Annotated in this window: 13 protein-coding genes; 11 read left to right on the plus strand and 2 right to left on the minus strand. The window is 74.8% G+C overall.

Annotated features, from left to right (window positions below):
* Nucleotides 1-11: 11 nt before the first annotated feature.
* The 10 genes from LO771_RS24860 to LO771_RS24905 all read left to right on the plus strand — a co-directional run bounded on the left by LO771_RS24860 (nucleotide 12) and on the right by LO771_RS24905 (nucleotide 15,783).
* A complete protein-coding gene (locus LO771_RS24860) occupies nucleotides 12-1,298 on the plus strand; it encodes an adenylosuccinate synthase (protein ID WP_230746691.1) in 1,287 nt (428 codons plus the stop codon).
* A 106-nt stretch (nucleotides 1,299-1,404) separates the two neighbouring features.
* Nucleotides 1,405-2,955: an FAD/NAD(P)-binding protein gene (locus tag LO771_RS24865; protein ID WP_230746692.1), complete on the plus strand. Its 1,551-nt coding sequence runs from the start codon at nucleotides 1,405-1,407 to the stop codon at nucleotides 2,953-2,955.
* 40 nt (nucleotides 2,956-2,995) lie between these two features.
* Entirely contained in the window at nucleotides 2,996-3,913 is a 918-nt protein-coding gene (locus LO771_RS31470) for a formyltransferase family protein (protein ID WP_230746693.1), read from the plus strand.
* Between the two features lie 58 nt (nucleotides 3,914-3,971).
* Nucleotides 3,972-5,051, plus strand: coding sequence for a thioesterase domain-containing protein (locus LO771_RS24875; RefSeq protein ID WP_230746694.1), 1,080 nt, complete (start codon nucleotides 3,972-3,974; stop codon nucleotides 5,049-5,051).
* 126 nt (nucleotides 5,052-5,177) lie between these two features.
* The gene (locus LO771_RS24880; protein WP_230746695.1) at nucleotides 5,178-6,497 is read left to right on the plus strand and encodes an MFS transporter; all 1,320 of its coding nucleotides are present in this window, start codon (nucleotides 5,178-5,180) and stop codon (nucleotides 6,495-6,497) included.
* Nucleotides 6,498-6,565: 68 nt separating this feature from the next.
* Nucleotides 6,566-9,745, plus strand: coding sequence for a non-ribosomal peptide synthetase (locus tag LO771_RS24885; protein ID WP_230746696.1), 3,180 nt, complete (start codon nucleotides 6,566-6,568; stop codon nucleotides 9,743-9,745).
* A 51-nt stretch (nucleotides 9,746-9,796) separates the two neighbouring features.
* Nucleotides 9,797-11,428: an amino acid adenylation domain-containing protein gene (locus LO771_RS24890; protein WP_230746698.1), complete on the plus strand. Its 1,632-nt coding sequence runs from the start codon at nucleotides 9,797-9,799 to the stop codon at nucleotides 11,426-11,428.
* A 984-nt stretch (nucleotides 11,429-12,412) separates the two neighbouring features.
* Nucleotides 12,413-13,882, plus strand: a complete 1,470-nt coding sequence (locus LO771_RS31475; RefSeq protein ID WP_230746699.1) for a CoA transferase — start codon at nucleotides 12,413-12,415, stop codon at nucleotides 13,880-13,882.
* A gap of 58 nt (nucleotides 13,883-13,940) precedes the next feature.
* Nucleotides 13,941-14,831, plus strand: coding sequence for a 3-hydroxyacyl-CoA dehydrogenase NAD-binding domain-containing protein (locus LO771_RS24900; RefSeq protein ID WP_230746700.1), 891 nt, complete (start codon nucleotides 13,941-13,943; stop codon nucleotides 14,829-14,831).
* 46 nt (nucleotides 14,832-14,877) lie between these two features.
* Nucleotides 14,878-15,783 carry a hypothetical protein gene (locus LO771_RS24905; protein WP_230746701.1) on the plus strand — a complete coding sequence of 302 codons (906 nt, stop codon included), beginning with the start codon at nucleotides 14,878-14,880 and terminating at the stop codon, nucleotides 15,781-15,783.
* Nucleotides 15,784-15,868: 85 nt separating this feature from the next.
* On the opposite strand, the gene LO771_RS24910 is transcribed toward LO771_RS24905, so the two are convergent.
* On the minus strand, nucleotides 15,869-17,080 hold the full coding sequence (locus tag LO771_RS24910; protein ID WP_230746703.1) for a TDT family transporter: 1,212 nt from the start codon (nucleotides 17,078-17,080) through the stop codon (nucleotides 15,869-15,871).
* A 70-nt stretch (nucleotides 17,081-17,150) separates the two neighbouring features.
* Between LO771_RS24910 and LO771_RS24915 the strand changes: the two genes are divergently transcribed.
* Nucleotides 17,151-18,086 (plus strand): LysR family transcriptional regulator, encoded by a 936-nt coding sequence (locus tag LO771_RS24915; protein WP_230746704.1) that lies wholly within the window; start codon nucleotides 17,151-17,153, stop codon nucleotides 18,084-18,086.
* Between the two features lie 99 nt (nucleotides 18,087-18,185).
* Here LO771_RS24915 and LO771_RS24920 read toward each other — a convergent pair whose 3' ends face one another.
* Nucleotides 18,186-19,424: a cytochrome P450 gene (locus tag LO771_RS24920; protein WP_230746705.1), complete on the minus strand. Its 1,239-nt coding sequence runs from the start codon at nucleotides 19,422-19,424 to the stop codon at nucleotides 18,186-18,188.
* Nucleotides 19,425-19,430: the final 6 nt, after the last annotated feature.

The following is a 19,430-nucleotide window of genomic DNA, read 5'->3' on the forward strand; positions in this document are numbered from 1 at the left end:
CACGCACACCCATGGCACTGCACGCGGTCGTCGGAATCAACTGGGGCGACGAGGGGAAGGGCCGGATGATCGACTACCTGGCCCGCGAGGCCGACCTGGTCGTCCGCTACCAGGGCGGCAACAACGCCGGTCACACCGTCGTCAACCCCCTGGGCACCTTCAAGCTGCGGCTGGTCCCGTCGGGCATCTTCAACCCCGGCACCGTCAACGTGGTGGGCCCGGGCACCGTCCTCGACCTGGAGTCGCTCGACGCGGAGCTGGAGGAGCTGCGGGAACGCGGGGTGGACGTCTCGGGCCTGCTCGTCTCCGAGCGCGCCACGGTCTGCTTCCCCTTCCACCGCGACCAGGACGCCTGGGAGGAGGACCGGCTGGCGGACCAGCCGTTCGGCAGCACCCGGCGCGGCATCGCGCCCGTCTACGGGGACCGCTACCTCAAGAAGGCGCTGCAGCTCGGCGAGCTGCTGGACCGCGGCCACCTGCGCCGCCGCCTGGAACCCGTCGTGGCGTGGAAGAACCTGGCGAACAGCGCCCTGTACCCCGGCAAGCCGCCGATCTCCCTGGACGCCATGGTCGAGTGGGGCCACCGCTTCGCACTGCGGCTGCGTCCGCACATCCGCGACGTCGGGACGACCCTGCACGAGGCGGACCGGGCCGGACGGCACATCATCTTCGAGGCGCAGCTCGGGGCGCTCCGCGACATCCTGCTGGGGATCTACCCGTTCACCTCCTCCTCCAGCTCCCTGGCCGGCTACGCGCCGGTCGGCGGCGGGCTGCCCGGCGGTTCGCTCACCCGGGTCACCGGGGTGATGAAGGCGTTCTCCACCTGCGTCGGCGAGGGCCCCTTCGTCACCGAGGAGTTCGGCGCGTGGGCCGACGGGCTGCGGCAGAGCTCGGGCGAGTTCGGCGTCAACACCGGGCGTCCGCGCCGGATCGGCCCGTTCGACGCGGTCGCCTCCCGCTACGGCGCCCGGATCCAGGGGGCGACGGAGATCGCGCTGACCAAGCTGGACTCGCTGAGCGGGGCGGGCGGGCTGCGGATCTGCACCGCCTACGAGATCGAGGGCGAGCGGACCGCCGACTTCCCGCTGACCCACCGGCTGGAGCGGGCGCGGCCCGTCTACGAGGAGCTGCCCGGCTGGAGCGAGGACCTCACCGGGGTCCGCGACTTCGCCGGCCTCCCGCGGGCGGCGGCGGACTACGTCCTGCGGATCGAGGAGCTCGTGGGCGTCCCGGTCCGGTACGTCTCCGTCGGACCGGAGCGGGACCAGCTGATCGACCGCGGCCCGCAGGGCCGCTGACCGTACCCGGGGAGCGGTTCCGCCACCGCGCCCCACGGACCAGGCGTGGTGCCGGCATGGCGTCGGCCCACGGTCACCGAGGACGAAGAGGAAGGGCCACGGCACCATGCCAGCCGCCAGTGACGCCGCCACACCCCCGGCAGCAGCCGCCCGCCGCCGCCCGCCCACCGTGGCGGTGGTGGGCATGGGTGCGACCGGAGTCGGGGTGTTCGTCGCGCTCGTGCGCTCCCTCGTGGACGGCGGCCACGCCGACGGCGCGGAGGTCCACCTCTTCGAGACCGGGAAGCGCCTCGGCGCCGGGGTCGCCTACAGCACGCCGCACGACTGCCACCTGCTGAACATGCGGGCCGGGACGATGAGCGTCCACGCCGACGACCCGGACCACTTCGTCCGCTGGCTGGCGGACCGCGACGACGTGCCCGAGGAGGCGCTGAGAGGCGAGTACGTGCCGCGCCGGCTCTTCGCCTCCTACCTCCAGGAGTACTTCGCCGAGGCGCTGGGCGAGGCCCGGCGCTCGGGCGTCCGGGTCCGCACGCACCAGGCCGTGGTCAGCGACTGCCGCGAGGACGGGGACGGACTGCACCTGATCGCGGGCGTGGACCACTTCCTCGTCGACTACGCGTTCCTGTGCCTGGGGGACCTGCCGTCCACCGAGTACCTGGAGTTCACCAAGGTCCCGTCCTACGTGCACTCCATGTGGCAGGGCACCGGCCTGGAGGCGGTCGACCCCGACGCGTCGGTCGGCATCATCGGCACCAGCCTGACGGCGGTCGACGCACTGCTGCTGCTGCGCAGCAGCGGCCACCGGGGGGCGATCTCCTGCTTCTCCCGGCGCCGTTCGCTGCCCAAGGTCCAGGGCCCCCGGCGCGGCCACACCCTGCGCCACGTGACCGTCGCCGGACTGCGGCGGCTGACGGAGGACTTCACCCGGCCCCTGGAACTGGACGAGGTGGCCGAGCTGTTCCGGCGTGAGCTGGAGGAGGGCCTCGGCGTGGCGGTCGACTGGCCCCGGATGCTCGCCGAGCCCGACGCCGCCTTCGCCGGCGTGCTGGCCAGGGACGTCCGGCTGGCGGAGAACGGACAGACCCTGTGGTACTCCATCCTGGACGCGACCTCCGAGGTGGTCCCGCAGGTCTGGCGGGCCATGTCGCCCTCGGCCCGGGAGACCTTCGTCCGCGACCACCTGTCGGTCTGGTCGATGTTCCGGCACTGCATGCCCCTGGACAACGCGCGGAGGCTGCTGTCGATGGCCGAGGACGGCGCCTTCGAGGTGCTCACCGGGCTCGGCTCCGTCGCGTGGGACGAGGAGCGGGAGGTCTTCCGCCTCGACGGCGGGCAGCGCGGCGAGGCCTACGCGCGTGAGGTGGACTGGCTGGTCAACGCGACCGGGACCGGTTTCTCACTGGACCGCAGCGACTCCTCGCTGATCCAGAACATGCTGATGCGCGGCGCCATCCGCCCGCATCCGCTGGGCGGCATCGACGTGGACTTCGAGACCATGCGGGTGCTCCGGAGCGACGGCTCCTGCTCCGACCGCGCGCTGTCCATCGGGCCGCTCACCCGCGGCGTGCACTTCTACACCAACTCCTTCGAGACCAACCTCGCCAACGCGCACAGCGCCGTCGCGGCGGTGTCGGCACGGCTCGGCGACCGCTGAGACGGAGCATCCGCCCGCCAGCACCTACCTGGAGATACCTGTGAGGGTAGCGTTCTTCGTCGGCAACGACGTCACCTCCCACCTGATCGTCAACCAGGCCTTCCCCCGCATCCTGGAGGCCGGCCACACCCCCTACCTCTGCTACACCCGGCAGCGCCCCGCCCCGCGGGCCGAACCGGAGCTGCGCGAGCTGTTCCACTACGAGCGCGGCCTGCTCGACGGATGCGTCTACCCCTACCTGGACAGCCTGCCGGCCCCGCTCCACGGGACGTTCCTGTCGCCGGCCGGGATTGCCAGGCTCCACCGCGGCGCGGTCGTGGTCCGCTCGGTCGAGGACGTCAACAGTCCCGAGTTCGTCGCCTCGCTGGCGGCCGACGGCGTGGGCGTGGGCTTCTCGGTGCGCTGCTACCAGAAGTTCCGGCTGCCCCTGATAGCGCACTTCAGCCCCGAGGCGGGCGCCGAGCCCCTCTTCGCCAACCTGCACCCCGGCATCCTGCCGCAGTACCGCGGCGTGCTGACCTTCGCCCGCTCGATGCTGCACGGCGAGGCCGAGGCCGGCTTCACCCTGCACCGCGTCGACGAGGACTGGGACGCGGGCGAGATCCTGGCGACCTGCACCCGGCCGCTCGACTACGGCCTGTCGGTGCTGGAGAACATGTGGGCCCAGGTCGACCCCGCCGTGGACCTGCTGCTGGCCGCCGTCGACGAGGCGGCGGCGCTCGGCCGGTGGACCGGCCGGCCGCAGCAGGCCGAGCTGGCCGGCTACTACTCCCACCTGGACCGCTCCGACCTGGAGCGGATGTCCCGCGCGGGCATCGACCTGATGCGCCCGCAGAGCGTCCTGGCCAAGCTGGTCGACTCCTTCACCCCGCCGGACTCGCCCGAGGGCCTCCGGCTGGGCGGGATCCTCACCGGACTCACCAGCCGCCGCCCCGGCATGGCGCCGGCCCTCGGCTGAGCCCGGCCGCCACCCCACGACAAGCCACCCGAACCCCGCACACAGAGAGGACGCCCCCATGGCGCCCAACCGCAACGAGATCGTGGAGATCCTCTGCGACATCTGGTCCGACCTGCTCGCCTGCGACGTCGAGCCGGACGACGACTTCTTCGACCTGGGCGGCTACTCCCTGCTCGTGGTCAACGTGGTCGCCGAGGCGCGCAAGCGCGGGCTCGAGCTGCCGGCGACGATCCTCCAGGTCAACGGCACCCCGGCGGCGATCGCCGACGCGCTGGTCGCCGCGGCGGACGGCGGGCCCGCCCCGCAGGGCGCGGACCCGGACTTCACCTCCGTCTGGGAGACCGGCCTGAGCCCGCTGGAGACCGAGCCCGCACGCACCCTGGTCCCGTTCGTGACGGAGGGCACCGGCACGCCGGTCTTCTGCTTCCACTGGGGCACCGGCAACGTCCGCTTCATGGGCGACCTGGTCGACTCCTTCCGGGGCGGCCGTCCCGCCTACGGGCTCGAGATGGTCGGCATGTGGAGCCGCGAGCGCCCGTCCCTGTCCATCGTCGAGATGGCCGCGCGCTACCTGCGCGAGATCCGCGAGGTCCAGCCGCACGGCCCGTACCTCTTCGTCGGCCCCTGCGCCGGCGGCCGCATCGCGTTCGAGATCGCCCGGCAGCTGGAGCAGGACGGCGAGACCGTGGCCGTCCTCGCGGTGGTCAACAGCATGCCGCCCGGCAGCACGGAGATGGACCCGGCCTGGGGCCTGCGCGAGCTCTACGACTTCCGGCTCGCCGCGCTGCGCAGCCGGTTCGAGGTCGCCGACCTGGTCGGCGACCAGCAGCGGGTGATGGACGGGATGGCCGACATCGCCTGGCTGGACCGCGGCGTGGACGGCGCCGACCTGCACTGGCGGCAGGCCGTCTGGGCGGCGGGGATCTTCGCCCAGGAGCACTACGAGCCGCGCCCCTACGGCGGTGAGCTGACGGTGTTCCAGCTGGCGGAGAACGCCGGGCTGGAGTCGGCCGACTGGGGCCGCGTCGCCGGTGCCACGGAGACGCACACCTTCGAGGCCGCCGGCACGCTGCCGCTGCTGCGCGACCCCGCCTTCGCCGAGGTGCTGGCCAAGAAGCTGGCCGCGTTCCCCGGCTGAGACGCCCGGCCGGGACGCCGGGCCCGCTCCCCCGGCGGGCGGGCCGGGCCCGGCGTCCCGCTCCCCCGGTCCGACCCGCGGACCCGACCCACACCCCACGCGGACACTCCACGAGGTGCACAGACTGTGACCAGCAACAAGGCCGTCGCGGCCGTCAAGACCTGGGCGAGCCGGCTGATACCGGACCCCGGCCCGGCCCGCCGGCTGTGCGTGCTGACGGTGGTGCAGTCCGTCGGGTTCGGCATCTTCCTCAGCTCGAGCGCCGTCTTCTTCCGGCGCGAGGTCGGGCTGAGCGCGGCCCAGGTGGGCCTGGGCCTCTCCGTGGCGGGCCTGGCCGGCCTGGTGATGACGGTGCCCGTCGGCCGCCTGGCGGACCGGTTCGGCCCCCGGCTCCCGCTGCTGGGCTGCTACGGCGGCCTGGCCGTCCTCTTCGCCGGCTGGTGCCTCGTCCGCGGGTTCCCCGGCTTCGTGCTGCTGGCCTCCCTGATCTCGGTCTGCGAGACCTCCTCGCACCCGCTGCGGATGGCCCTCACCCACGAGGTGTTCACCCCCGAGCAGCGGGTCCGTGTCAGCGCACAGGCGCGCAGCCTCTTCAACCTCGGCTTCATGCTGGGCGCCGCGCTGGCCGGCGCCGCGCTCGCGGTGGGCACCCGCCTCGCCTTCTCCACGGCCATGCTGGCGACCGCGGCGGCCCACGCCGCCTGCGCGCTGCTGACCGCGGGGCTGCCGCGGCGCGAGCGCACGGCCGCTCCGGCGGCCGACGGACGCGCGCCCCGGTCCGGACTGCGCGACGTCCGGTTCGTGGGTCTCGCGCTGCTCTGCGGGGTCCTCGAGCTCTACCAGCCGATCCTGACCGTGGCGCTGCCCCTGTGGATCATCGGGCGGACCGCCGCGCCGAGCGCCCTCACCTCCGTCCTGCTGATGCTCGACACGGTGCTGGTGATCGCCTTCCAGGTCGCGGCGAGCAGGGGCGCGGAGACCGCGCCGGGGGCGGCCCGGATGCTGCGCCGGGCAGGGCTGCTGCTCGCCGCCTGCTGCCTGCTCTTCGGGCTGACGCAGGGAGTACCGGTCACGGTGGCCGTCCTGCTCCTCCTCCTCGGCACGGCGGTCCTCGTCCTCGGCGAGCTCAGCCAGGCGGCCGGCTCCTGGGGGCTCTCGCTGCACCTGCCGCCGCCCGGGAGGCAGGGCGAGTACCAGGGCGTCTTCGCGCTCGGCCGCGGCCTGCAGCAGACCGCCGGCCCCTACCTGGTGACGGCCCTCGCCGTCGGCCAGGGGCGCCTGGGCTGGGCCGTGCTGGCCCTGGTCGTGCTGCTGGCCGGGCTCGCCTGCCCCCCGCTGGCCCGCGCCGCCGAGCAGGCCCGCGCGGTGTCCGCGCCGGAGGCCTGCACGGACACCGCGGACCGGTCCGGGGAGCAGCCCGAGGCCCGGCCCGAGCCCGTGCACTGAGCGACCGACCACCCGAACACCCCGGTCGACGGCCAACCGCCCGGTCGGCCCCGAGGACAGGAGCTGGAATGCAGCCCCATCCGAGCTGGAACGCCACATCCGCCCCCTACCCCGACGGCGAGACCCTCCACGGGATCTTCGGTGCGCTCGCCGCCGCCCGTCCGGCCGCGCCCTGTCTCGTCCACCGCGGCGAGCCCCTCGGCTACGGCCTGGTCGACCGGGCCTCCGACGCCTACGCCGTGCAGCTGGCCGCGCTCGGGATCGGCCGGGGCGACCTGGTGCCGATCCGGCTGCCGCGCGGCCCGGAACTGGTCACGGCGGTCCTCGCCGTACTCAAACTGGGCGCCGCCTACGCGCTCGTGGACGGCGGCTGGCCGCGCAGCCGGGTCGAGGAGGTCGTCGCGCAGCTCGAGGCGAAGGTGCTGGTCGGCGGGGGCGACGAGGCCGCGTCCGGCCTCTCGGTGCCGGTCTGGTCCCCGCCCCCCGGGGGGCCGGCCGCCGTGGCGGAGGCCGGGACGGCGGGCTTCACCCCGGTCGCGGTGTCGGGCGACGATCCCGCGTGCGTGTTCTTCACCTCGGGCACCACCGGGCGGCCCAAGGGCGTGCTGACGCCGCACCGGGCCACCGTCCGGCTCTTCCGCCCGGGCTCCTTCGCCCGGTTCGCCGCAGACACGGTGCTGCCGCAGGCCGCGCCCGTGCCGTGGGACGGCTACTCGCTGGAGCTGTGGTCCGTGCTGCTCAACGGCGGCACCTCACTGGTGGTCGAGGAGCCCTACCTCTCCGCCGAGGTGCTGCGGTCCGGCGTCGAACGGCACGGCGTCGACACGGTGTGGCTCACCAGCAGCCTGTTCGCCATGCTCGTGGACGAGGACCCGGGCTGCCTGCGCGGCCTGCGCCAGGTGATGATCGGCGGGGAGCGCGTGTCGGTGCCCCACGTCCGCGCCTTCCTGGCCGCGTACCCGGACACCCTGCTGCTCAACTGCTACGGCCCGGTGGAGAGCACCGTCTTCACCACCACCCACCGCATCACCGCGGCCGACTGCGAGCGCCCCACCGGCATCCCCATCGGCCGTCCGGTCCCGGACACCCAGGTGCACGTCCTCGACGGCGACCGGCCGTGCGGGGTGGGTGAGACCGGCGAGCTCTGCATCGGCGGGCACGGCCTGGCCCTGCGCTACCTGGGCCGGCCGGAGCTGACGGCGGAGAAGTTCACGGAGGTGTCCGTGGACGGGGTGCCGACGCGCCTCTACCGCACCGGCGACCTCGCCTTCTGGGACGAGGAGGGCCTGCTGCACTACCGGGGCCGGGCCGACCGCCAGGTCAAGGTCCGCGGCCACCGCATCGAGCCCGCCGAGGTCGAGCGGCAGATCGAGGAGCTGCTGCCGGGGGTGGGCCGGTGCGCCGTCGTCGCCGTCCGCGACGCGTCCGGGACCTGCCGGTCGCTGGCGGCCTTCTGCCGGACGGTCCGTCCCGGCGACGGCCTCGACGGGGGACTGGCCGAGCTGAGGTCCCGCCTGGTCCACTACCACCTGCCGTCACACCTGGTGCCGGTCGCGGAGTTCCCCCTGACGGCGAACGGAAAGCTCGACGAGGCCGCGCTGCTGGCCCTCCTGCCCGGCCCGGCGGACGCACCCGGCGACGGCACCGCCGGGGACGGGGCCGGGGACACCGGGAGCACCGGGAGCACCGCGGACACCGCCGGCGCCGCCGGTCCGGATGCGCTCGAGGCGCTGGTCGCCGGGACCTGGGCGGCCGTGCTCGGCCGGCCGGGGGTCCCCCTGGACGCCGGCTTCGCGGAACTCGGCGGCGGCTCGCTGGACGCGGGGCGCGTCTGCGCCCGGCTGGCCGCCGGGCTCGAACGGCCGGTGCCCGTCTCGGCCCTGCTGCAGAGGCCGACCGTCCGCGGCCTCGCGGCCTGGCTCCGGCACACCGCGGAGGGGGCGCCCGCAACCGCACCGGCAGCCGCGGGAGGGGACGGGCCCCTCCGGACGCCCGACCCGACGCCGCTGACACCGGCGCAGACCGGGTTCCTCACCGCGCACCTGCTCGACCCCGAGGACCGGTCCGGGCACTGCCTGGCGGCCTGGCTGGTCGAGGGGCCGCTCGACCGGGCGGCGCTGGACTCCGCCCTGGAGGACGTGCACCACCGCCACGCCGCGCTGTCGGCCGCCTACCGCCTCGGCCGGGGAGGCCCGCACAGCGTCCCCGGCGCGGGGGCGGCGCCGCGCGTCACCGTGCTGCCCTCCGCCGCGACGGCCGAGGACGCCCTGGCCGCGGTCCGGACCGGACTGGCCGCCCCGCTGGACCTGGCCGAGGGCGAGGTGTGGCGCGCCGTACTCGGCCCGGTGGCGGACGGCACCCACGTGTTCGGGCACGTCGTCCACCACATCGCCTTCGACGGCTGGTCCGAGGCGGTGCTCGCCGCCGACATCGCCACCGCCTACACCGCGCGCCTGGCCGGCGGGGAACCGGAGTGGGACCCGCTTCCCTCCCCGGGCGAGGTGCACGCCCTGCGCGAGGCGCACCGCGGCCTCGCCGACCGGCCCGCGCAGCTCGCGCGGCTCTCCGCCCTCCTGCGGGGCGTGCCGGACCTGGCCCTGCCGCCCGTGCCGAGGGCAGCGGCCGGCGCAGCCCCCGTGCTCCGCACCGAGGTCGAGCTCGACGGCGGCGTCGGCGCCCGGATCGACCGCCTGGCCGCGTCCGCAGGGGCGACCCGGTTCGCCGTGGTGCTCGCCTCCTACGCGCGGGCGCTCGCCGAGACCACGGGCCGGGCCGACTTCGGCGTCGGTGTGCCGGTCGCCCAGCGGATCGACTCCCGGCTGGAGGGGCTCGTCGGCTGCCACATCGGCACGCTCTGCCTGCGGACGACCCCGGAGCTGGTCGGCGCCGACCCGGCGGCCGCCGCCGCGGAGGCGGCGCGGCTGGCCCGTCAGGCGTTCGCCCACCAGGAGGTCGGCGTCGACGAGCTGGCCCGGGCGGTCAACCCGCCGCGCTCCGGCCGGGCGCCCTTCTTCCAGACGCTGCTCGCGTACCAGGACAACAGGCCGGCCGACCTCGACCTGCCCGGCTGCCGCAGTGTCCACCACCGCCTGCCCTACCTCGGGATCCCCGCGGAGATCCTGGCCGAGGTCTGGCCGGTGCCGGACGGCGGCCTGCGCCTCGTCCTCAACTCCAGGACCCGGGCGGTCGCCCCGGAGACCGCCCGGGCGCTCGCCAAGACCTTCGCCGACCTGCTGTCCACCTGCTGACCGGTCGCCGCCGCGACGCCTCCGCCCCCCCGACAGACTGTGAGAGCCACCATGCAGCCCACCGTCCCCGTCCTGCTCCGCCGCCACCTGCTCGAAGCCGGGACCCTGGCCGACCTGTTCCGCCGCGTCGCCGCCGTCCGCGGGGACGCCCCGGCCGTCCGCGACGACGGGGCCACCATGAGCTACCGCGAACTGGACGCCGCCTCGGACCGGCTGGCGGCCCGCCTGTCCGCAGCGGGGGTGGGGCCGGGCGACCTCGTCGGGCTGCTGCTGGAGCGGTCGGCGGAGATCCCGGTCGGCATCCTCGGCGTGATGAAGGCCGGAGCCGCGTACGTGCCGCTCGACCCCGCCTACCCCGGCGAGCGCCTGCGGTACATGGTCTCCGACGCGGGGATCCGCACCCTGGTGGGCCGCCCGGAGCAGGCTGCGGAGCGCGGACTCGCCGAGGTGCGGGTGCTCGCCCCGTACGCCGACGGGGCGGACGCCGCGACGGACGCCGCCGCGACTGCCGAGGCCGCTGAGGCCGGCGCGCGGCCGCCGGCACGTCCGCTCCGCGGCGACGAACCCGCCTATGTCATCTACACGTCCGGTTCGACCGGCAGCCCCAAGGGCTGCGTCGTCACCCACCGGAACGTCCTGGAGCTGCTCCGCCACGCGCTGCCGCTGTTCGAGGTCGGCACCGAGGACCGCTTCACGCTGTTCCACTCGTTCAGCTTCGACGTCTCGGTGTGGGAGTTCTGGGCCTCCATGGCCTCCGGCGCCACGGCCGTCACCGTGCCGCTGCGCGTCGCCCAGAGCCCGGCCGCCTTCCTCGAGCTGCTCGCGGAGGAGCGCGTCACCGTCCTCGGGCAGGTCCCGTCGGTCTTCCGGGCGCTGGCGCTGGCACACGAGGAGGCGGGCCGCCCCGGACTCGCCCTGCGCTACCTCGTCTTCGCGGGCGAGAGCGTGGACCTCGACGTGGTGTCGACGTTCCTGAAGGCGTACCCGGGCACCGCGCCCACCGCCGTCAACATGTACGGCCCGACCGAGACCACCGTCTACGCCACCCACCGGATCCTGACCGGGGCCGACTTCGACGGCGCGGTCCGCTCCCCGATCGGCGCGGGCCTGCCGCACCTGACCCTGGAGGTCCGCGGGGAGGGGCTGGAGCCGCTCCCCGACGGGGAGGCGGGCGAGCTCCTGATCGCCGGGCCAGGCGTCGCGGTGGGCTACCTCGGACGCCCCGGGCTCACCGCCGAACGCTTCGTCACCCTGGACGGCCCCGGCGGGCAGCACCGCTACTACCGCACCGGCGATCTCGCCCGGCGGCTTCCGGACGGGTCCTTCGAGTACCTGGGCCGCAACGACCAGCAGGTCAAGCTGCGCGGCTTCAGGATCGAGCTGGGCGAGGTGGAGGCGGCGCTGCGCACGCACGACCTCGTCAAGGACGCCGCGGTGACCGTGGTGACCACCCCTGCGGGCGCGCAGTTCCTCGTCGCCTGCGTGGTGCCGGCCCACGGCGCCCCGGCCAAGCCCGCCGCGCTGCTCCGCGGGCACGCGGTGAACGTGCTGCCGCGCTACATGGTCCCGGACCGCTACCAGGTGGTCGACGAGCTCCCGCTCACCGGCTCCGGCAAGCTCGACCGGCGCGCGCTCCAGGCACTGGCCGCCCCGAGCCGCCCTGCCCGCCCGGCCGCCGGCTGACCCGGAGGGGGCCGGGCAGGCGGCCCGGCCCCCTCCGCTGTCCGCACCGCGGCGGGGGACCGTGCGGACCGCGGGCCCCGGCGTCCGCGGGGTCGCGCCGCGACGGTGGCGGTGGCGGGTTCCCGACGCCCTGGCGCGCGGCCGCCCGGCCGAGGGCACCGGCTCGCCCGGCGGAGGCGGCAGACTGCCTCTCCCGCGGGGCCGCCCCCTCGATGCGGCCGCGAGTGACGGTCCGGAGCAGGCCCGTGCCATGGAGCACCCCCGCGTCGGCGGGGAGGACGCCCGAGCAAGATGTCGCAGAGGACCGTCCTGCGGAACACCCTCACGTGGTTCCGTACGGTCTTCGGCCCCGTCTCGTCATCGGTGGCAACGAACGGTGACGGGCGTCGTCGCGGCGGGCGGGAGCGTGGACCGGACCAGGGCGGCCGTCCTGAGGTCGGTGCCGGGCGGCCCGGAGGCGCAGAACCTGCCCCCGGCCCCGGGCACGGAGCCGAGCCCGAGCGGCGTCGACGCCGCGGGCGGGCGGATCACCGTGGTCGGGCGGCACCTGCCCGGGTCCGGACGACCTGTCGGCCCCGACGGTCCTCACCGCCGGCCGGTGGCGGGATCCGTCGCCCGATGACTCCACAGCCCACTCGGCTGCAGATACGACCGCTCCCGGTGGACAGCCCGCCGGCCGGAGGCGTCGCCGCTTCGCCACCCCGGCCCCCCTGCTCCCGAGGAGTTCCGGGAAGGCCCGTGCTGAGGCGGGGCGAGGCCGAAGGCCGCCCTCGCCACGGAGCACGGCGCCTCGGCACGAGGGTGGAGGACCTCGGCCCTTGCCGGTCTCGACATGCGCCGGGGCACGGCGTATGACAGCCTCCTGTTGAGCAGAAATCGCCGAAATGCCACCTGTCCGGCAGCGGACCGCCCGGTCAGCAGCAGTCGGGATTTCTTCTAGGAAGAGGGTGGACGGTGGACCTCACTGCACGGCTCCTTCATTCCGTGGGCAATCCGATCTCCTCGGACGACTTCGATTTCGGAGCACACCTCGGGGACGTGCTCGGCGGGGTGGGACTGTCCCCGGACGACTGCGGAGGGTCGGTGGCGATCACCTCCGGTGTCGACCCCCTGGTCCCGGCCCGGCTGCGGTACGGGTGCGCAGCGGCGCTGGCGCTTGCCGGGAAGGGGGTCGCGGCGTCGGCGGTCTGGCAGGACCGGGGAGGGGATCCGCAGGACGTCACCGTCGACGTCCGGAAGGCGTTCCGCCGCTTCGCCGGCTTCGCCGACAACACGTGGGAACTCGTCAACGGGCGTCCTCCGGCCCAGAAGTGGAACAAGCGCAACCCGTTCATCGACATGCCCTTCTTCCGCAGGACGAAGGACGGGCGGAGCGTCGTCCCGTTGAACATCTACCCCGGCCTGCGGAGCAGGGCGCTGGCCCTGCTGGGCTGCCCCGACAGCTCCGAGGCGGTGAACGCGGCGATCGCCGGGTGGAATGCGCGCGAACTGGAGGACGCCGCAGGTGAAGCGGGAATCGTCCTCGGCATGGTGCGGTCCCTGGAGGAGTTCCTCACCGAGCCCCAGTACACCGAGGTGCTCGCCGACCTCCCGCTGATCGACGTCGAGAAGATCGCGGAGAGTGCGCCGAAACCCTTCAGCGCCGGGGCGCGGCAACCGCTCGACGGAATCCGCGCCCTGGGCATGGCACATGTCATCGCAGGTGCCGGGATCGGGCGTGACCTCGCCTCCTTCGGCGCGGACGTCCTGAACATCTGGCGCCCCGACAACGTCGAGATCGAGTCCTTCTACTGGGACACGCAGGTCGGTGTGCGTTCTGCGTACCTGGACGAGTCCGGCCCGGACCGGCTGCGCCTCGACCGGCTCCTCGCGGACGCGGACGTGTTCTTCTCCAACCGGCACCCCGGCTATCTGGACCGGCAGGGTCTGTCGGCGGAGGAACTGGGCGAGCGCCATCCCGGGCTGGTCCAGACCGAGGTGCTGATGCACGGCCCGTCGGGCCCATGGAGGTTGAGGCCCGGATTCGACGAGATCGGTGCCTGCGTGTCGGGGATCTTCGCGATCGAGGGAACCCTCGATCACCCCCGCCAGCCGCCGATGCTCCCCATCGTCGACAACGTCGTCGGCTGGCTGGGAACGATCGGCACCCTGGCCGCGCTCCGGCGGCGCGCAGCCGAAGGCGGCTCCTACCGGGTCAGGGTCTCGCTGACGAGGACCTGCCTGTGGTTGACGTCCCTGGGGGTCTTCGACCGGGAGTTCGCCGAGGCCACGGCCGGCTCCGGGCCCGAGCACACCCTGGTCGACCCGGACCTGTTCACCGCGCGGACCCCGCTCGGCGTCTACCAGGGGATGACGGACCAGGTGGAGTTCTCGTCCCTGGTCCAGGGGCGGTTCGCCACGGTCCTCAGCCCCATGGGCGCGGACGAACCCGCATGGCGTTCCGCGGAGCGCTGACCCTTCCACGGGCCGGCGGTACCCGTACTGTCCTCGACTTCGGCAGGAGTGGCGTGTCATGGCAGTGGTGGCAATCATCGGCGCAGGGGTGATCGGAGTCTCCTGGGCCCGCCTGTTCGGTGCGGCGGGATGGGAGGTGAGGATCAGCGACCCCAGGCCGGACCTGAAGGCGGTGGCGGACCGGGACCTGGGCGGCATGCCGGTCGTGCTGGGCGACGACCTGGCGGCCGCCGTCGACGGAGCGGACTTCGTGCAGGAGGCCGGACCGGAGCGGATCGAGGTGAAGAAGCAGATGTTCGCGGTCCTCTCCGCACACACCCGTGACGACGTGGTGCTGGCCTCGTCCTCCTCCTCCCTGCTCCCGTCCGCCATCGCGGAGGGGAGCCCGGCGGCGGACCGGATCGTGATCGGCCATCCGTTCAACCCGCCGGAGCTGATGCCGCTCGTGGAGGTGGTGCCCGGGCCCGGCACATCCCCGCGTACCGTCGAGCGGGCGGTCGAGGTCTACCGTTCGCTGGGCAAACTCCCGGTCCGGCTGAAGAAGGAGATCCCGGGGTTCGTCGGGAACCGTCTGCAGAAGGTCTTCGACGACCAGTGCACCTACCTGGTCCAGCAGGGGGTGATCGACGTGGCGGACCTCGACCACCTGGTACGCGCCTCGCTGGGACTCCGGTGGGCGACGATCGGACCCTTCCAGAGCGGAACCCTGGGCGGCGGTCCCGGGGGCATGCGCCACCTGGTGACGCACGTCGGGTCCCAGATGACGTTCGAGATCGGCGAGCCGGATCCGGCTCGGACGGAGGAGGTCCTGGACGCCGTCGAGTCGGCCTACGGCACCGGCGAGGACGCCTACGAGCGGCTGGCCGACCTGCGGGACGGTCGTACCCGTGCCGTCCTCGAACCGCTGGGCTGGCCTCAGCCGCCGACCGCCGGCCCCTCGGGGCGGTGAACGGACCGGGCGAACGGGGCACTCCACGACCGAGGAGGACCACACCGTGTGGAAGGAACTGCTGGCGCTCCAGGTGGAACCCGGTGAGGTGCTCCGGGTCGACCTGTCGGACGGCGCGGCGCGCACCCTGGTCGAGAGGGCCGGCCCGGCCCCCGACGGGATCGTCGTGGACGGGGGCACCGTCTACTGGACCACCATGGGCGTCCCCGTCTCCGACCCCGACGTCCCCGGCGAGGCCGGCCAGGACTTCTCCCGGCGCAACGGCGGCATCCACGCCCTGGACCTCGCCGGCGGCGAGCGGTGGGACGTCCTGCCGCCAGGTGCGATCACCACGGGCAAGCAGCTCACCTCGGACGGGGCGGGCACACTGTACTGGGCCGACCGTGAGGGCCACCGGATCAGCCGCGTCCGGTCCGACGGCGAGGGCCTGACCGACCTGGTGGTGACCCCGCCGGGGACGGGCGTCCTGGGCGAATGCGTTGGTGTCGCCGTCGACCCTGCCCGGGGCCACCTGTACTGGACCCAGAAGGGCCCGCCGAAGGGCGGTCAGGGCCGGATCCTCCGGTCCGGCCTCGACGTGCCCGCCGGCGAGAGCCCCGAGAGCCGCAGCGACGTCGAAGTGCTCTGGAGCGGGCTGCCCGAACCCATCGACCTGCACCTGGACGGTGCCTGGCTGTACTGGACGGACCGCGGCGCACCCCCGGCCGGCAACACGCTCAACCGGGCGCCCGTGCCGGCGGCGGGGGCGCGGGGCGACGCCCCCCAGGTCCTCGCGGACGGGTTCCGGGAAGCGATCGGCCTCGCCGTCGACAGCGACGCGGGCATCGCCTACGTGTCCGACCTCTCGGGCAGCCTGCGTGCCGTTCCCCTGCCCGGCGGGCCCTCGTCCGGCCGGCCGCCGCACGAGGTGGCGCGCCTCGGGCCGTTGACCGGCCTGGCCGGCCTCGGCTGAAAGGGGCACCCGCGGCGGCGGGCCCGATCCCGTGCGCCGGGTATCCGGTGGGGGGGAAGGGTCCGCCCGCTCCCCCGTGTCCGTCTCAGTGCGCGGGTCCGGCGGGCCCGGGAGCGGGTGCGGGTGGGGGTGCGGGCAGGAAGAGCCGCCCGCTCGCGCCATGGCGGAGCGTCCCGCACGCGACGACCGCCCACGCCGCGGCGAGGAGCGCGTACAGGGCCACCGCGGCCCCGGCGAGGGCGGTGGACCCGGTCCGCAGGGCCAGCGCCGAGGTGCCGGTCACACAGGTCCCGACCGGGAAGGTGAAGCCCCACCAGGTCAGGGAGAAGGGCAGCCCGCGGCGCGCCGCGCGCAGGGTCAGGGCCGCGGCCAGGGCCAGCCACATCATCGCGAAGCCCCAGACGGGGAGCCCGTAGAGGACGGCGAGGACCTGCGCGCCCGTGGCGTAGGGGGCGGGGAGGGCGGTGGCGGCCTCCCTGCCCAGGAGGTTCGCCGCGGTCACCGACTGCCCGAGCGGTCCCAGGACGATCCACAGGGTGGGCGCCATCGGGTCCGGTCCCGCACCGTGGTGCACCAGCCTGCCCCACAGCAGGGTGATGACGGCCAGGCCCGCCAGCAGGCTGACGCCGAACATGGCACAGCAGGCCAGCAGGAGGGTCAGGCGGGCCTGGCCCGCGGGCAGGTGGGGGACGAGCAGGGCGCCGCTCGCCGCGGAGACCATCGGGGGCACGACGGGCATCAGCCATCCCCCGAAGGCGGCGTCCGGCGCCGCGGGTCCGCCGGTGATCGTGCGGTACGGGATCCAGACGCAGACGGCCAGCCCGAACAGGGTGCCGCCCGTCCACAGCACCGCGTCCGCGGCGAGGGCGGCCGTGCGGCCGATCCAGTCCCCGCCGAGCAGCAGCGCCCCTGTGCCCACCGTCATGAGCGCCATGGGGGGAGCGCCCCAGAAGTGGGCCGCCACCGGGTGGTGGGCGTGGGCCCGGGCGTTCTCCCGGTGGCGGGTCCAGTGCACCGCCCAGGCCGCGGTGAGCAGCACCAGGAGCACGGCGGCGAGGGCCCAGACCCCGGTCGCGGCGGTCCGGAGCCCCGGGACGCGGACCGGCAGGGTGGCGGCCGCGTCGGCGGTGATCCCGGTGCCCATGACGGCCGCGTACCAGTTCGGCCCCAGGTGGCGGAAGAGGTCGCCGGGGCGGTCGAGGTGGCGGAGGAGGGCCCGCCGTCCGGGAGGCCGTCCGGCGTGGCGCGAGGGCGGGTACGGCAGGACCGGGAGGGGGTCGGCGGTGCGGGGGGTCATGCCTCCATCGTCGGAGCGGCCTGCGCGGGGCGGTAGACGCCTGTTCCCGATGCATCCATAGGATGGGCCTATGCCTCTTTCCGGCCGTGTCAGCGACCTCGGGCCCTTCGACCTGCTGCTCTCCGTCGCGCGCCTGGGCAGCGTGGGGGCGGCGGCCCGGGCCCACGGGATCAGCCAGCCGTCCGCCAGCGCCCGGCTGAGCGGTCTGGAGCGCCGCCTGGGCATCGCGCTCCTGCAGCGCTCCTCCCGGGGCTCCCGGCTCACCCCCGAGGGCGCCCTGGTGGCCGACTGGGCGCGTGCGGCCGTGGAGGCCGCCGCCGCACTGGACACGGGCCTCGTCTCCCTGCGGCGCAGCGGCGGGGACCGGCTGCCGGTCGCCGCGAGCCTCACCGTGGCCGAGTACCTGGTCCCCCGCTGGCTGGCCCTCCTGCGCTCCGCCGCCCCGGACACGTCGGTGCTGCTGACGGCGGGCAACTCCGACGACGTCGCCGCCGCCGTCCTGGCCGGGGACGCGCAGCTCGGCTTCGTCGAGGGGCCCGACCTGCCCGGGGGGCTGCAGGCGCGCACCGTCGCCCGGGACGTCCTGACCGTCGTCGTCGCGCCGGGCCACCCCTGGGCGCGCCGCAGGTCTGGGATCACCGCGCACGAGCTGGCCGCCACCCCCCTGGTCGCCAGGGAGCCGGGGTCGGGCACCCGCCGCCACCTGGAGCAGGCCCTCGCCCGGCAGGCGGGGGCCTGCCCCCTGCCGCCGCTCCTCGAACTCTCCTCCACCACGGCCATCAAGGCCGCCGTCCGGGAGGGCGTCGCCCCCGCCGTCCTCAGCTCCCTGGCGGTCGGCGACGAGACGTCCTCGGGAGCCCTGGTCCGCGTCCCCGTCACGGACCTCGACCTGAGCCGCTCGCTGCGGCTCGTGCACCTGGCGGGCCGCCCCCTGACGGGGCCCGCCCGCGCACTGGCGTCGATCGCGGGACGCCGCGGCCCGGGTCCCCTGCCCCGCGGCGGGTGACGCGGAGGGCGCGCCCCGCGGCCGGGCGCGGGAGACCGGCCGCGGGTCGGCTCCCGGCGATGCGGGAGGCGCGCCCCGTCGGGCGGCGGGCCGGGGCTCTCAGCGCAGGCCGTCGAAGGCGACCTCCAGGTGCCGCGGACCGCGCAGCACCGCGTTGGGGCGGTACGGCGGCGGGTCCTCCACCAGGCGCGGGTTCTCCATGCGGCGGGCCAGCTCGGTCAGGGCGATCTGCGTCTCCAGACGGGCCATGGGGGCGCCGAAGCAGCTGTGGATGCCGCTGCCGAAGCCGAGGTGCTGGATGTCCTCGCGGTCGGGGTCGAACCGCTCCGGGTCCTTGAACCGCTCCGGGTCCCGGTTGCCGGCCGCGACCATCAGCCAGATGCGCGATCCCTTGGGGATGGTGACGCCGCGCACCTCGACGTCGGCGATGCAGGTGCGCTGCGACACGATCTGCACCGGCGGCTCGTACCGCAGCAGCTCCTCCACCAGGTTGACGGACAGCTCCGGTTCGCGCCGCAGCCGCTCCAGGACGTCCGGGTGGCGCAGCAGGGTGAGCATGCCGTTGGTGATGAGGTTGACCGTCGTCTCGTGGCCCGCGATCAGGAGCAGCACCGCGGTGCTGAGGACCTCCATCATCGCCATGGAGCCGTCCGGGCCGTCCCTGCGCACGAGGTCGGAGAGCAGGTCGTCCTGCGGCTGCGCGGTGCGCTGCTCCGCCAGGCCGGCCAGGTACGCGCCGAGGGCCGTCCGCGACTGGTGCAGGGACTTCAGGAAGGCGTCGTCCGCGCTCTGCCGGGTCCCGGGGTCGAGGCTCGCGACCAGCGGGTCGACCCAGGTGCGGAACTCCGGCTCGTCCTCGCGGGGGACCCCGAGCAGGCGGCAGATCACCGTCACCGGGAAGGGGTGGGCGAACCGGTCGACCAGGTCGATCCGGCGGGCGTCGCCGAAGCCGTCGATGAGGCCGGTGACGGTCTCCGCCATGACGCCGCGCAGGCCGTCGATCCGGCGGGGCCGGTGCGGTGGGCCGAAGCCGCTGTTGGCGATGCGGCGGAGCCGGTCGTGCTGGGGCGGGTCCGTGCGGAGGAAGGACAGGGGCAGCCCGCCGGTCTCCTCCTGCTCGTCGAGCGGGTCGCGCCCGGCGGCGGCCAAGGTGATGGTGTCGGAGCTGATCCTCGGGTCGTGGAACAGGGCCTTGATGTCGTAGTACGAACTGATGACGTAGGGGCCGTCCCCGCCCTCGTGCAGCACCGGGGTCCTGCGGAGCTCCTCGTAGAGCGGGTAGGGGTCGGCTCGGCTCGCGAAGTCGGTGATCCGGCTCACCAGCGAGGCTTCTGTCATGTCGGG

The organism is Streptacidiphilus sp. ASG 303, from assembly GCF_020991365.1.
In the GTDB taxonomy this organism is placed as follows: Bacteria; Actinomycetota; Actinomycetes; order Streptomycetales; family Streptomycetaceae; genus Peterkaempfera.

Excerpts from the sequence above, each read along its gene's own strand:
- LO771_RS24860 (WP_230746691.1), top strand. The coding sequence starts at position 12 with ATGGCACTGCACGCGGTCGTCGGAATCAACTGGGGCGACGAGGGGAAG.
- LO771_RS24865 (WP_230746692.1), top strand. The coding sequence starts at position 1,405 with ATGCCAGCCGCCAGTGACGCCGCCACACCCCCGGCAGCAGCCGCCCGC.
- LO771_RS24875 (WP_230746694.1), top strand. The coding sequence starts at position 3,972 with ATGGCGCCCAACCGCAACGAGATCGTGGAGATCCTCTGCGACATCTGG.
- LO771_RS24885 (WP_230746696.1), top strand. The coding sequence starts at position 6,566 with ATGCAGCCCCATCCGAGCTGGAACGCCACATCCGCCCCCTACCCCGAC.
- LO771_RS24890 (WP_230746698.1), top strand. The coding sequence starts at position 9,797 with ATGCAGCCCACCGTCCCCGTCCTGCTCCGCCGCCACCTGCTCGAAGCC.
- LO771_RS24900 (WP_230746700.1), top strand. The coding sequence starts at position 13,941 with ATGGCAGTGGTGGCAATCATCGGCGCAGGGGTGATCGGAGTCTCCTGG.
- LO771_RS24910 (WP_230746703.1), bottom strand. The coding sequence starts at position 17,080 with ATGACCCCCCGCACCGCCGACCCCCTCCCGGTCCTGCCGTACCCGCCC.
- LO771_RS24915 (WP_230746704.1), top strand. The coding sequence starts at position 17,151 with ATGCCTCTTTCCGGCCGTGTCAGCGACCTCGGGCCCTTCGACCTGCTG.
- LO771_RS24920 (WP_230746705.1), bottom strand. The coding sequence starts at position 19,424 with ATGACAGAAGCCTCGCTGGTGAGCCGGATCACCGACTTCGCGAGCCGA.